This is a genomic window from Sphingopyxis sp. RIFCSPHIGHO2_12_FULL_65_19 (assembly GCF_001830555.1).
Lineage (GTDB): Bacteria > Pseudomonadota > Alphaproteobacteria > Sphingomonadales > Sphingomonadaceae > Sphingopyxis.
In genome coordinates, this window is record NZ_MIAM01000064.1 from 16,440 (window position 1) to 29,566 (window position 13,127).

The window sequence follows — 13,127 nt, forward strand, 5'->3', positions numbered from 1 at the left end:
TGCTGGCGAGGCCTATAGGCGGAGCGGCGCGCGCCGGTCCAGAGGCAATATGCACGCGCGGCGCTTATCCTGCGAAGCCAGCGCGGGAGTGGTGAAGCGGACGTTGACTTCCCCGGCATCGTCACCGCCGATATAGTCGGGGGCGACGGCATGGAACGGGACAGCGATCGGCAGCCGCGCTGCCCACGCTCCAACGCGGAATATAGCCGCTACGCGGGCTTCCAGCTCTTGCGTTCTTCGGCCTGTTTCAGCACCTCGAACGCCGCCTGCCCCGCCGCAAAGCGTTTCGCGGCGTCGGCGTCGCCGGGCTTGACGTCGGGGTGGCATTCCTTGGCGAGGTTTCGCCACGCCTTTTTCGTCGCGTCGAAATCGGCGTCGGGTTCAAGGTCGAGAATTTCGAGCGCACGCATCTCGTCGGCGCTGCGGCTGCCGTCGCCCGATCCGCCCCACGCATAATGCTGCGCCCGGGCATAGCTGCGCGCGCCCTGTTCTTCCTCGACGGCGCGCGCCGCGGCATCTTCGGCGCTCAATCCCTCGAAATAGTCCCAGCCGCGATTATATTCGGCCGCGTGGGTTTCGCAGAAATACCAGCGTTCGGGGCTGTTCGGCGATTTGGGCGCCGGGCAATTGCCAGGGTTGGCGCAGCCGTGACGGTCGCAAAGGCGAACCTTCTGCGCCTCGGTGCTCGATCCATAGGGGCGCCAGCGGGGAAAACCCCAGTCATCGGATCTCTTGGCGCGCCTCATCGTCCCCATGTAGCGGCTGGGGCGCGCAATTGCTAGCTAGGAAGGTCGAAAAACCGAGGGTTCGCCGCTAATTGCCGGGCTTGTAACCGAACGCCTTGCCCGCAAGCTTGACCACGGCGGGGTCGGGATCGGGCGGCGTCATCGGCACGGCGGCTTCCAGCGCGTCAGCGACATAGGTCAGCGCGGCGATACGTGCCGCCTTCTTGTTGTTGCCGTCGATCACCTTCCACGGTGCCCAGCGGGTGTTCGTCTGCGCGAACATATCGTCCATCGCCGCAAGATATTCCTTGCGCTTCGTGCGGTTGCGATAATCTTCAGCGCCGGTCTTCCACCGCTTCCACGGATCGTCGAGCCGTTCGGCGAAGCGCTTGTCCTGTTCCGCCTGCGTCACATGGACAAAAATCTTGACGAGGTTGGTGCGGCTACCGGTCAGCTGTGCCTCGAACTCGTTGATCTCGTCATATCCCTTGCGCCACTCGGCCTCGGTTGCAAAGCCTTCGACACGTTCGACCAGGACACGGCCGTACCAGCTACGGTCAAAGATCGAGATTTCGCGGTTACCGGGCAGCCGTTTCCAGAAACGCCACAGGAAATGACGCGCCTTTTCCTCGTCGGTCGGTGCGCTAATCGGCCACACCTCGAAAAAACGGGGGTCGAGCATGGCGGTCATCCGCTTGATGATGCCGCCCTTCCCCGCCGCATCCCAGCCCTCGAACATGATGATGCTGCGCTGGCCGTGGGTGATGTGCGCCGCCTGCACCCGCTCGAGCCGCTCTTGCAGCGCGTCGAGGGCGTCGGAATAGTCGCCATCATATTTGGCGCCGGCTTCATAATCGGAAAGCGAAATGGTCATGGCGCCTTCCCTAGCGCAACCCGGCCCATCCTTCCAAGGGCGATGCAGCGATGTCATTTTCTGGCACAGGATGCCCCGCGGTTCTTACGCGGTCAGAGCCGTTCGGCGAGCAGCGCCGCGACGCGTGCGGGGGCTTCCATCGGGATGAAGTGGCTGTGCTCGGCCCATAGTTCGTCGCGTTCGGCGCCGATCGCCGCACCGAGCCCGGTCCATGTGGGGCTCAGCGAAAAATCGAGCGGGCCGCCGCGCTCGCCCGTCGGCGCGCGGATGACGATCGACGGCGCAGCGAGATAATGCAACCATTCGTGCGGGTTGGTGCGCAGCGCATTCTGATACACCGATGCCTCGAGCGCCGGTGGGCAAGCCAGTTCAACCCCATCGCCATCCGCGGCGGGAAGCAGCCCGTAGGTGCAATAGTCGGCGAGCACGCGCGGGTCCCAATTGGCATAGGGCGGCCGGTCGGCAAAACGGGTGCGCATCGCTTCGGCGCTGGGCCACGCGTTGCGGCGGCGCGCGACCGGATGCTCGGCGGGATCGGGGATCGGGCGCGCGGCTTCGCCTTCGTATAGCGCCGGGTCCATGATCACCGGATCGATGAGAACGAGGTGCGCAAAGGCGGCCGGCCGCTGCGCCGCAAGCCGGGTCAAAATATAGGCGCCCATGCTATGCCCGGCACCGACGATCGGATGCCCGCCCAAGCCGTCGAGCAACGGCAACAGCACATCGGCATTCGCCGCCCAATTGGCGAGGGTCGCGGGGCGATAGCTGCGCCCATGACCGCGATGGTCGGGCGCCACGACATGCGTCCCCGCGGGCAAAGCGGCGACAAGCTGGTCCCACAAGCGCGCGTGAAAGCCGGTCGCGTGGAGCAAGAGGAGCGACGGCCGGTCCGAACGGCTGCCCCATTCAAACCAGCATATATCGCCCTCCGGCGTGTCCAGCCGGTGTTCGCGCGGCTGTTCGCCCATGCCCTAGCTCTTCGGGCCGTCGACGATACGGATGCCCAGTTCCTTGAGCTGCTTGTCGCTCACCGGCGCGGGCGCGTTCATCATCAGGTCTTCGGCCTTCTGGTTCATCGGGAAGACGACGACTTCGCGGATGTTCGGCTCGTCGGCGAGCAGCATCACGATGCGGTCGACGCCGGGCGCCGATCCGCCGTGCGGCGGCGCCCCGAACTTGAAAGCGTTGATCATGCCGCTGAAATTCGCATCGACTTCGGCCTGGCTGTATCCCGCGATCTCGAACGCCTTGTACATGATGTCGGGGCGATGGTTGCGGATCGCGCCCGACGACAGCTCGACGCCGTTGCACACGATGTCATATTGCCACGCCAGGATGTCGAGCGGGTCCTTGGTTTCGAGGGCCTCCAGCTCGCCCTGCGGCATGCTGAACGGATTGTGGCTGAAATCGATCTTGCCGGTGTCCTCGTCGGCCTCGAACATCGGGAAATCGACGATCCAGCACATCTCGAACTTGTTGGGGTCGATCAGGCCCAGCTGCTCGGCAACGCGGGTGCGGGCGAACCCGGCCAGCTTGGCCGCCACCGCTTCCTTGCCCGCGGCAAAGAACAGGCCGTCGTCGGGACCAATGCCCAGTTCGGCGGCAAGCGCATCCATCTTGTCGGTGCCATGGTTCTTGGCGATCGGACCGCCCCATTCGCCGCCCTTGCGCGTCGCATAGCCAAGCCCGGCGAAGCCTTCACCCTGCGCCCAGCTGTTCATATCGTCAAAGAATTTGCGGCTTTTCTCGGCCGTCCCCGGCGCCGGGATCGCGCGCACAACGTCGCCCGCAGCCACGATGTCGGCGAAACGTCCGAAGCCCGATCCGGTGAAGTGCGACGACACATCACTGATGATCAGCGGGTTGCGGAGATCGGGCTTGTCATTGCCATATTTCAGCATCGATTCGCGATACGGGATGCGCGGGAACGAACCGGCCGGGGTGACCGACTTGCCGTTGGCAAACTCCTCGAACACGCCCGCGAGCACGGGCTCGATCGCGTTGAAGACGTCGTCCTGGGTCACAAAGCTCATCTCGAAATCGAGCTGGTAGAACTCACCCGGCGAGCGGTCGGCGCGTGCGTCTTCGTCGCGGAAACAGGGCGCGATCTGGAAATAGCGGTCGAAGCCCGCGACCATCAGCAGTTGCTTGAACATCTGCGGCGCCTGCGGCAGCGCGTAGAATTTGCCGGGGTGGACGCGGCTCGGCACCAGATAGTCGCGTGCACCTTCGGGCGAAGAGGCGGTCAGGATCGGGGTTTGAAACTCGGTGAAGCCCTGCCCGACCATGCGGCGGCGCAGCGAAGCGATGACGTTCGAGCGCAGCATGATGTTGGCGTGCAGCCGCTCGCGGCGCAGGTCGAGGAAACGATATTTCAGGCGGATATCCTCGGGATATTCCTGTTCACCCGCGACCGGCATCGGCAGTTCGATCGCCGCCGACTGGACCGTAACATCGCGTGCGCGCACTTCGATTTCGCCGGTGGGCAGGCCCGCATTCACCGTTTCGGGCGAGCGCGCGACGACGTCGCCGGTGATCGTCACGACGCTTTCGGCGCGCAGGCCGTCGAGCGTCGCAAACACGGCATCGCTGCTGTCGGCGACGATCTGGGTCAGGCCATAATGATCGCGCAGGTCGACGAACAACAGCCCGCCATGGTCGCGCTTGCGATGCACCCAGCCCGAGACGCGGACGGTCTGGCCGACCTGTTCGGCGCGAAGCTGGCCGCAATTATGGGTGCGATAGGCGTGCATTTGATCGTCTTTCAATGTCCGGGGAGGCGCGCCGAAAAAACGCGCCGATACGGCCGCGCCTAAGGCAGCCCGGCGAGCCATTTGTCAAGGTGGAAGGCGCAATCAGCAGGTCAATCCAAGCCCGTCGAGCACCTCGCTGCCGAACAGGGCGCGATCGGCCGGATCGGGAAGCAGCCGCCGCTGCGCCGCGCGCCAGCGGCGAAAATCCTCGCCATAGTCAGCGGCGACGCGCAGCGCGTCGAGCCGGCAGCTTTTCGCCCAATGCCGGGTAAAGGCGACCCCCTCGGCATCAAGGCGTTCGAGAACGCGCGCATAGGCGTCGGCGGTGCGCTGGCTGCGCGGGCCGTCGAAATCGATCACCGCATTATGCGCAAAGCGCGCGGGGGCAAGCAGCCCCTGCGCACGCTCCATGAAACGCAGCGTGACCACGGTCGATCCGCCATGCCGTGCATAAACCGCGCACACCATTTCAAAGACATGCGCAAGATCGGCGCGGTCGATGGTGACCGACGCGTTGAACAGGTCGGCGAGCGGCCGGTGCGTATCCAGCCCCTCTCCCCAGCTCCCATAAACGGGCGGCGCGTCGACGTCGGGGCCGCTGGCATAGCCTTGCTTCATGGCGAATTGCAGCAGCGCGCCGCGCGCCCATGGATAATCGTTGAGGAACCGGCCGAGCAGGCTGAGCGCATCGTAACCGGCGCCAAGTTGGCCCGGCGTCGCACGAGGATAGTCGTCGCGCCACGGCTCGCGATACAGGAAACGCAGCATCGCCGGTCGCTTGAACGGCTTGTAGGGATTGACGATCATCTGGACGAAATCGGGGTCCTGATCGAGCGCATAAGCCGCCGAGAAGCGTCTGAAATCCCCCTCCGCGAGCCAGTCGAGCGCCGCGCAGTCGACCTTGCGCAGATTCTGGATCGGGCGGACCAGGAATTTCGGCACACTCTCCACGACCAGCGCGGTGACGATGCCGAGCGCCCCGACCGGAAGCTGCACCGCGGCGAACATCGCGTCGTCGCGCAGCGGCGCCGAGCCGGTGGCGGCGATGAAGGCGTCGCTCATCACGCCCACATCGGGCTCGACCCAGTGGATGCCCCCCGGCGTGACGATCTGCACGGCGCGGATATGGTCCTGGATTCCGCCGGCTGCGATCATCGACCCGTGGGTGCCCGTTGCCGCTGCACCGGCAAAGGTCTGGCCGTTGCCCGCGCCGCTCGTCCACAAGGATCGGCCCTGTTCCTCCAGCTTGTCCGACACTTCGTCGACCAGCGCGCCCGCTTCGACGAGCATCAACGCGCCCGCATCGATGCCGGGGCGCACATCGTCGGCGTTGATGCGGAAACAGCGGTTGAAACGGCGCGTGTGGAGCAGCCAGCTTTGCGAACTGATATTGACGTTCGACGGCGACCAGCCCGCGCCGAGCGGACGGACGCGGCGCTTGGCCGCTGCGGCCTCGACCAGCCAGTCTTGCACCGACTTCGCGGCGATCGCGATTTCGTCGCGGCCGCGCGGCGCGTCGCCGCTGCGTAACGCAAAGCGCGTCGCCGCGTCGCAGGTGCCGGTGCAATGATAATTGGTCCAGCGCCCTTCCTCGCCCAGCTTCACGATCGGCATCACGCGTCTCCCAGCGGCAGGATACCGGCATGGGCGCGCCAGGCGATGGTGACCGGGCGCAGGAAACCGAAGGTCGCGATTCCGATCAGCATCTGGCGGCGCGTTGCAAAGACGCGAACGTCGCACAGGCCATGATCGGATTCGGGCGTAACGAACGGCTGCGCCGCGGCGCTCGCGAACCCCCAGCCCTTCAGCGTCACGACCATCGCTTCTTCGTCGAGTGGTCGTGGATTGGCGATCGATAGGAAAATATCCGCCTGCCCCGCGGCATATTGTCCGAAAACCATTGCAAAACCAAGCGCGGCAAGCGCCCAACCGAGCCACATCATGCCCTTATCCCCTTCGTCATTTTCCCCAGCCGGTGTTCCGGCTTCGCGACCCGAAGAGCAACGGCCAGGTGCCCTACAATTTTTCCTGCCCGTTCCTTTCAACTAGCTGTATAGGCGCGCTATGCAAGTCCATCCGTTGATCGAAACCAGCGCCGCGCTCGCCGAATTCTGCGACCTGATCCGCAACAGCGATTTCATCGCCGTCGATACCGAATTCATGCGGGAAAATACCTTCTGGCCCGAGCTTTGCCTGATCCAGGTCGCCGACCGCGACCATGCGGCGGCGATCGATCCGATGGCGTCCGGTATCGACCTGAAGCCGCTGCTCGACCTGCTGGTCGATAATGAGGATATGTTGAAAGTCTTTCACGCCGGCGGGCAGGATGTCGAAATCATCTTCAACCTGACCGGCAAGACGCCGCACCCGATTTTCGACACCCAGATCGGCCAGATGGCGATCGGCCAGGCCGAACAGGTCGGCTATTCCAATCTTGTCGAGGCATGGATCGGGCTGCAACTCGACAAGGGCGCACGCTTCACCGACTGGAGCCGCCGTCCGCTCGACAAGCGCCAGATCGACTATGCGATCGGCGACGTCACGCATCTTGCCAGGATTTTCCCGATGATGCTCGACAAGCTGATCAAGACCGGCCGCGGCCATTGGCTCGACGAGGAAATGGAAAAGCTTGCCGATCCCGCGAATTATAGCGTCGATCCCGACAAGGCGTGGCAGCGGATCAAGATCCCGTCGCGCAAGCCTGACGTGCTCGGCCGATTGCAGTCGCTTGCCGCTTGGCGCGAACGTGAAGCGCGGAACAAGAACCTGCCGCGCGGCCGGATCGTCAAGGACGAGACGCTGGCCGACCTCGCCGCGCACCCGCCGAAGGACCAGGACGGTCTGGGCCGTGTCCGCGGGCTGTCGGCGACCTGGCGCAGCAACGATATCGGCGCGCGGCTGATGGACGCACTTAACAATGCGAAGCCGATGGCAAAGGACGACATGCCCGATCGCGCGCCGCGCGGGCCGGGGCTGGGCAAGGAGGGCGTGCTCGTCGCCGACCTGCTCAAACTGCTGCTCAAAATCCGCGCGCGCGAACTCAACGTCGCGGCGCGGCTGATCGCGCGAAGCGACGACCTGGAGGCGCTGGCGGCTGGCGGGCGCGAGGGCATCGCGATGATGCAGGGGTGGCGTTACGACGTGTTCGGCCATGCCGCACTCGACCTGGTCGAAGGGCGGATGGGCTTTGCCGTCAAACACGGCAAGCTGGTGATGAGCGAGATCGACGCCGCAACCGCCGCCGAAATTTAAAGCAACACCAGTTCGGGCTTCGCATCGAGCGCCTGCGCCAGCACACGCAGTCGGCGCTCGACCGATTCGCCGGCGAGCTGGTGCCACCCGGCTTCGAGACAAAGCTTCAGCTTGCCATCGACCAAAGAAATACCGCTGGCCTTCAACGGCGTCTCGACGCCGCCGGTCAGCCGCTGCGCAAGCCGGATCGCGAGCCCCCATTGACGCGCGCGGGCCAGCCGTTCGGCCGACACAAGGGACCCCATCGCCGGAAATTCCGAATCCGCGCCGCCGAAACCTGCGTAAAGCGCCCGCGCAAGCAGGATGCGACCGGGAATGTCGATGCTGCGCCAATTGCCGTGAAAACCGATTTCGGTGCCACGTTCGGCGCGGAAATCGGGGTTCGCCGACCAGGCGACGTCGCTGAGCAAACTGGCGGCGAGGCGCACGCGGCTGTCGGCCGCCACCTCTTCGGCGAACAGCGGCGCGATCCATTCGGCTATCGCGCGGCCGTGCGGGGCAAATCGCGCCAGCCGGCGTCCCTCGAACTCGGCGGCGACAATTAACGGGTCCTGCGCGCGCGTCTCTGCATCGAGCGCCTGGTAGAGTAGCCCTTCGCGAAGCCCCGACGACGACACCGTCATTTCGGGCACGTCGAGGATGTTGACCAGCGTGGCGAGCAGCGCCGCCGCATCGGGCAGCGCCGCGGCGCGGTTCGATGCCATGCCCGGGATCGCGCGCAGTTCCTCGAAGCTCAGCCGTTTCGACGCGCGAATCAGGCGGCGAAGCGCGCTGCGCGGCAAATGATGCTGGTCGAGCACCGCCAGCGGATCGCGCGTGAGTTCGAGGTCGAGGCGCGACAGCGCGCGCCACGAACCGCCGACGAGATAGAGCGGCAGGCCGGTGAGCCCTTCGCCCGGCCATCCCGCCGCGCGGAGCATCTTGCGCACCGCGCGCTCGAACGCCTGGTCGCCGTCCGCGCGCAACGCTGGCAGGCGAAGCACACCGAGCGGGAAGGACGCGCGGCGGCCGACCGTGCCGTTCGACACTTCCGCGAGTTCGAGGCTGCCGCCGCCAAGATCGACGGCGATCCCATGCGCGTCGGGAATCGCCGCGAGCACGCCGTGACCGGCGGCTTCGGCCTCCTCCTCGCCCGACAGCAAACGGATCGTCAGCCCCGCCTCGGCCGCGGCGGCAATGAAGTCGGGGCCGTTCGCGGCGTCGCGCACCGCGGCGGTCGCGACGCATTGCACGTTCTTCACATCCATATGTTTTGCAAGCAGCGCGTAACGGCGGAGCGCGACAAGGCCGCGCTCGGCATCCTGATCGGCGATGCGCCCGTCGATCGCGAGGCCGCGCCCCAGTCCGGCCGCGACCTTTTCGTTGAAAATCACCGCCGGCGCGCGCGCCGGCCCTTCATAGACGACAAGGCGTACCGAGTTCGAGCCGATGTCGATGACGGCCGATCGGCTGACCGCCAGTTTCGAGGCACGCAAAAAGGTCAAATTCTTCTCAATCTTCACGCATGTTGAATGCCAGCGTCGGCACGTCCTGGCGCTTGTGAAGCGCGGTGCCGCGACCCGACAACGACGGGTTGTTCATAAAATAATGGTGCAGGTTAAACGGCTTGTCATCGGGCGCCATCCGCACCGAAGTGCCATCGGGTTGCAATATCCAGCTTTGTTCATTGTCGATCAGGTTGGCGACCAGCACCTGGTCGAGGATCTGATCGTGAACTGTCGGATTTTGGATCGGGATCATATATTCGACACGGCGGTCGAAATTGCGCGGCATCCAATCGGCACTGCTGATATACAGCTTTGCCGCACGGTGCGGCAGCGGCGCGCCGTTCGCAAAGGCCCAGACGCGGCTGTGCTCCAGAAAACGGCCGACGACCGATTTGACGCGGATCGTTTCGGACAGTCCCGGCACATCGGGCCGCAGGCAGCAGATGCCGCGCACGATCAATTCGATCGGCACGCCCGCCGCGCTCGCCTCATAGAGTTTGTCGATGATGTCGGGATCGACCAGGCTGTTCATCTTGGCCCAGACGCCCGACGGCTGCCCCGTCTTTGCCGCGGCGATTTCGGCGTCGATCAACTGGCTCAGATGGGCGCGCATGTTCAGCGGCGACATGGTGATCAGGTCGAGCCGTTCGGGTTCGACATAGCCGGTGATATAGTTGAACAGCTGCGCCGCGTCGCGCCCGGCGCGCGGGTCGGCGGTAAAGAAGCTGAGGTCGGTATAGATTCGCGCCGTCACCGGGTGGTAATTGCCCGTGCCAAAGTGGCAATAGGTGCGATACCCCTGCCCTTCGCGCCGCACGACCATCGAAATCTTGGCGTGCGTCTTCCATTCGATGAAACCATAGACGACCTGCACCCCGGCGCGTTCGAGCTGGTTTGCCCAGAGCAGGTTCTGCTCCTCGTCGAACCGCGCCTTCAATTCGACGACGGCGGTCACCGACTTGCCCGCCTCCGCCGCCTCGATCAACGCGCGGATCACCGGCGACTGGTCGCCGGCGCGGTACAATGTCTGCTTGATCGCGACGACATCGGGGTCGGCCGCCGCCTGCCGCAAAAAGGCCAGAACGACCTCAAAGCTTTCATAGGGGTGATGGACGACAATGTCCTTCGACCGGATCGCGGCAAAACAATCGCCGCCATGTTCGCGAATGCGTTCGGGAAAGCGGGGCGAATAGGCAGGGAATTTCAGGTCGGGGCGATCGACATCGACCAGCGCGGACAGCGCGGCGAGCCCGATGAAGCCGCCGATCTTGGCGACGATCGCCTCGTGCCCCTGAATATCGGCGCCCAGCACCTCGGCGATTTCGCCCGGCATGTCGGCTTCGAGTTCAAGCAGGATGACGCGGCCGCGGCGGCGGCGGCGGATTGCGGTGCGGAACAGCCGGACGAGATCCTCGGCTTCTTCCTCCAGTTCGATATCGCTATCGCGGATGATGCGGAACACGCCGAGCGAGCGGATCGTGAAGCCCGGAAACAACAGGTCGCCGAACAGTTCGATCAGATATTCGATCGGCACAAAGCTGCTGACCTGGCCCGGCACCGGCACGAAACGCGCCAGCGACGCCGGGATCATCACCAGTTCGCGCACCGTGTCGCCGGTTGCCTTGCGCTGAAGGTCGAAAATGACGCCGAGGCCGCGGTTCGGAATGAACGGAAAGGGATGCGCCGGATCGAGCGCCTGCGGGGTCAGGATCGGGAAGATCTGGTCGATGAAATATTGGCGCAGCGCGGTGCGCAGCACTTCCTTGTCCGACCCCGTGCCATGAACGACGATCCCCTGTTCGGCGAGCAGGCGGTGCAGCAGATGCCACTCGCCCTGCTGCTGGTCGACCAGGCGATTCACTTCCGCCTCGATTTCGGCGAGCTGTTGCCCCGGCGAGCGTCCGTCGGCCGACGGATCGTCGATTCCCTGAAGCTGCTGCCCCTTCAGCCCGGCGACGCGGACCATGAAGAATTCGTCGAGGTTGCTGCCCGAAATCGACAGGAAGCGCAGGCGTTCGAGCAAGGGATGTGCCGGATTGCGCGCCTCTTCCATGACCCGGCGATTGAACGCCAGCCAGCTCAGTTCGCGGTTGAAGAAACGTTCGGGTCCGAAGGGGATTTGCGACGCGCCCTGGGCGTCATTGTCGGCACGAAGGGGCTGTCCGGTTAGCGACATGTATCTGCATCCTGCCTTTCGAGGAGATCGGGATCGATCAGCCCCTGTGACAGTAATGTTTCACGGGTAAGACGAACGCCCACACGCCGCCCCTGTTCAAGCGAGGCGGCGTCGAGCGCCGCGACGACGCGGTGGATCATCGCATAGCTGCGTTCCATCCGCGGCACGATATAGGATGCGACACCGGGCGCCAAGGCCATGCCGCGCTGGGCAAACAAAGCTTCGATCAGGTCACGGGCCAGGCAGTCGTCGGGCTCGCCGATCGTCAGCACCGGCACCGCGGCGAGGCGCGAGCGAAGATCGGGCAGCGCGATGGTCCACGCGATGGGCGGCGTGTCGGCAATGACCAGCAACGGCGCGCCGCTGTCCGCAGCCGCGTTCCAGGCGTGGAAAATCTCTTCTTCGGAAACGCTGTCCGGTCCGTCGATCACCCGTCCGCCGGTGTCGCGCGCGAACAGGCGGCCGATCAGGCTGCGTCCCGAACCGCGTGGCCCGACCAGAACCGCCGTACGGACCGGCCAGGTCGCGACGTGGCGCAGATAGCGCACCGCGTCGGCATTGCTCCTGCCGATGATCAGCGGGCCATCGTTGCTGCCGCCCGCGCTCCAGTCGAGCGGCAGGGCGATCTGGCCGGACACGGCGCGCGCCATCAGCGGCTGATCCGCAGCGTGCTGCCGCCCTCCTGCACCGAATAGCCGCGCGCGGCGAGCGCCGCCTTCAGCGCGGCGATGTCGCCGCGGAAGGTCACGCGCATCACCGACGTGCCGCCCAGCGCGAGGCTGGTGGTCGATGCCGACTGCACGCCCGATATGCCGCCGACCGCACGTTCGGTCGCGGTGACCGAATCGACGTCGGGAGAGCTATATTGGACGGTGAAGCTTTGCACCCCGACCGCCGTCGTGGTCGGCACGCTGCTGTCGATTTCGCTGGGCAGCGCGTCTTCATCGGTCGCGACCTCTTCGGGCAGGTCTTCCTTTTCGACCGGCTTTTCAAGGACCAGATAGGTGTCGGTGCGCAGCACGCCCGCAGCGAGGGCATCGATATAGATGCGGTCCATCCGCGCGACCGCCTTTTCCATCATGTCGGGCAAGGCGGCGGGGCTGGGGCCGGTCATCGTGAAGCTGGAAATCAATTTGCTGTCGGGGCCGAAGCGCGCGGTGAAATGGCCTTTGATCGGCCCGCCCGGATAGGAATATTCGACCCGCGCGATCGGGGTGAGGACATCGGCGGCGCCATATTGGTCGAGGATCACGCGCCACCACACGCGCCCGCGGCGGCCGGTCTGCCCCGCATTGATCAGCAAGGTGTCGGCGCCGGTGCCCGCGGTACGGACATAGTCTATCGCGCTCTGCCCCGTATTATATTCGGCCCAGGCGCGCTGCCACGCGCTGCGCTGTTCAAACACCTGCGGAATGCCGTCGATTGCATAGACCGGGATGACCAGCAGCGGCGGCGAACGGAGCGTCCGTCCGCTGACGCCCAGGATCTGACCCGCGCGCACGCGATCGAACTGGACGCCCAGCCGGGCGACATAGCGACGCGGACCGATTTGCTCTTCCTCGACGACGATCGCGGTGACGATGCCGTCGAGCACCGAATCGCCGAGCGCGGGCCCGTCGCTGCCGTTCAACTTGCGATACAACTGGGCCCAGCCCTTGCGCTGCGCCTCCCGCCAACCCTTCGATCGCGCGTCGTCGGCATTGTCGCCTGTCACATCGACGATGATACCGCCGGCAAGAAAATCGCCGCTGCTGTTGATCGGGGTGATGCCGCGATTGCCGCGCGTGATCTGACCATCGACGATGCCGGCGAGCAGAATCGCACTGAGCAAGCCCAAAAGAGCGGCCCAACGCCAATCGC

The 13,127-nt window shown here is 65.2% G+C and carries 11 protein-coding genes; 1 reads left to right on the top strand and 10 read right to left on the bottom strand.

Going from position 1 to position 13,127, the window contains the following annotated elements:
• Positions 1 to 209 precede the first annotated feature (209 nt).
• The 6 genes from A3E77_RS17690 to A3E77_RS17715 all read right to left on the bottom strand — a co-directional run bounded on the left by A3E77_RS17690 (position 210) and on the right by A3E77_RS17715 (position 6,295).
• Positions 210 to 746, bottom strand: a complete 537-nt coding sequence (locus A3E77_RS17690) for a J domain-containing protein (RefSeq protein WP_293648414.1) — start codon at positions 744 to 746, stop codon at positions 210 to 212.
• A 67-nt stretch (positions 747 to 813) separates the two neighbouring features.
• Positions 814 to 1,599 carry a polyphosphate kinase 2 family protein gene (locus A3E77_RS17695; protein WP_293648417.1) on the bottom strand — a complete coding sequence of 262 codons (786 nt, stop codon included), beginning with the start codon at positions 1,597 to 1,599 and terminating at the stop codon, positions 814 to 816.
• Between the two features lie 92 nt (positions 1,600 to 1,691).
• The gene (locus tag A3E77_RS17700; protein ID WP_293648420.1) at positions 1,692 to 2,567 is read right to left on the bottom strand and encodes an alpha/beta hydrolase; all 876 of its coding nucleotides are present in this window, start codon (positions 2,565 to 2,567) and stop codon (positions 1,692 to 1,694) included.
• Between the two features lie 3 nt (positions 2,568 to 2,570).
• On the bottom strand, positions 2,571 to 4,352 hold the full coding sequence (aspS, locus tag A3E77_RS17705; RefSeq protein WP_293648423.1) for an aspartate--tRNA ligase: 1,782 nt from the start codon (positions 4,350 to 4,352) through the stop codon (positions 2,571 to 2,573).
• Positions 4,353 to 4,454: 102 nt separating this feature from the next.
• Positions 4,455 to 5,966 carry an FAD-binding protein gene (locus A3E77_RS17710; protein WP_293648426.1) on the bottom strand — a complete coding sequence of 504 codons (1,512 nt, stop codon included), beginning with the start codon at positions 5,964 to 5,966 and terminating at the stop codon, positions 4,455 to 4,457.
• Complete coding sequence (locus A3E77_RS17715) at positions 5,966 to 6,295, bottom strand: hypothetical protein (protein ID WP_293648429.1); 330 nt, start codon at positions 6,293 to 6,295, stop codon at positions 5,966 to 5,968. The genes A3E77_RS17710 and A3E77_RS17715 overlap by 1 nt, the downstream gene beginning before the upstream one ends.
• A gap of 121 nt (positions 6,296 to 6,416) precedes the next feature.
• Here A3E77_RS17715 and rnd point away from each other — a divergent pair, with 121 nt between their 5' ends.
• Positions 6,417 to 7,604 (top strand): ribonuclease D, encoded by a 1,188-nt coding sequence (gene rnd / locus A3E77_RS17720; protein WP_293648432.1) that lies wholly within the window; start codon positions 6,417 to 6,419, stop codon positions 7,602 to 7,604.
• Here rnd and A3E77_RS17725 read toward each other — a convergent pair.
• Genes A3E77_RS17725 through A3E77_RS17740 form a run of 4 tightly spaced genes read right to left on the bottom strand, consistent with a single transcriptional unit; the run spans position 7,601 to position 13,098 of the window.
• A complete protein-coding gene (locus A3E77_RS17725; RefSeq protein WP_293648435.1) occupies positions 7,601 to 9,088 on the bottom strand; it encodes a Ppx/GppA family phosphatase in 1,488 nt (495 codons plus the stop codon). The two genes, rnd and A3E77_RS17725, sit on opposite strands and share 4 nt — an antisense overlap.
• Positions 9,089 to 9,095: 7 nt before the next feature.
• A complete protein-coding gene (locus tag A3E77_RS17730; protein WP_293648438.1) occupies positions 9,096 to 11,267 on the bottom strand; it encodes an RNA degradosome polyphosphate kinase in 2,172 nt (723 codons plus the stop codon).
• Positions 11,258 to 11,905 (bottom strand): HdaA/DnaA family protein, encoded by a 648-nt coding sequence (locus tag A3E77_RS17735; protein ID WP_293648440.1) that lies wholly within the window; start codon positions 11,903 to 11,905, stop codon positions 11,258 to 11,260. Before A3E77_RS17735 ends, A3E77_RS17730 begins: the two co-directional genes overlap by 10 nt.
• A gap of 11 nt (positions 11,906 to 11,916) precedes the next feature.
• On the bottom strand, positions 11,917 to 13,098 hold the full coding sequence (locus A3E77_RS17740) for a heavy-metal-associated domain-containing protein (RefSeq protein WP_293648443.1): 1,182 nt from the start codon (positions 13,096 to 13,098) through the stop codon (positions 11,917 to 11,919).
• Positions 13,099 to 13,127: the final 29 nt, after the last annotated feature.

Coding starts and splice junctions, on each gene's coding strand:
- A3E77_RS17710 (WP_293648426.1), bottom strand. CDS start 5,966: ATGCCGATCGTGAAGCTGGGCGAGGAAGGGCGCTGGACCAATTATCAT.
- A3E77_RS17695 (WP_293648417.1), bottom strand. CDS start 1,599: ATGACCATTTCGCTTTCCGATTATGAAGCCGGCGCCAAATATGATGGC.
- A3E77_RS17715 (WP_293648429.1), bottom strand. CDS start 6,295: ATGATGTGGCTCGGTTGGGCGCTTGCCGCGCTTGGTTTTGCAATGGTT.
- rnd (WP_293648432.1), top strand. CDS start 6,417: ATGCAAGTCCATCCGTTGATCGAAACCAGCGCCGCGCTCGCCGAATTC.
- A3E77_RS17700 (WP_293648420.1), bottom strand. CDS start 2,567: ATGGGCGAACAGCCGCGCGAACACCGGCTGGACACGCCGGAGGGCGAT.
- A3E77_RS17690 (WP_293648414.1), bottom strand. CDS start 746: ATGAGGCGCGCCAAGAGATCCGATGACTGGGGTTTTCCCCGCTGGCGC.
- aspS (WP_293648423.1), bottom strand. CDS start 4,352: ATGCACGCCTATCGCACCCATAATTGCGGCCAGCTTCGCGCCGAACAG.
- A3E77_RS17730 (WP_293648438.1), bottom strand. CDS start 11,267: ATGTCGCTAACCGGACAGCCCCTTCGTGCCGACAATGACGCCCAGGGC.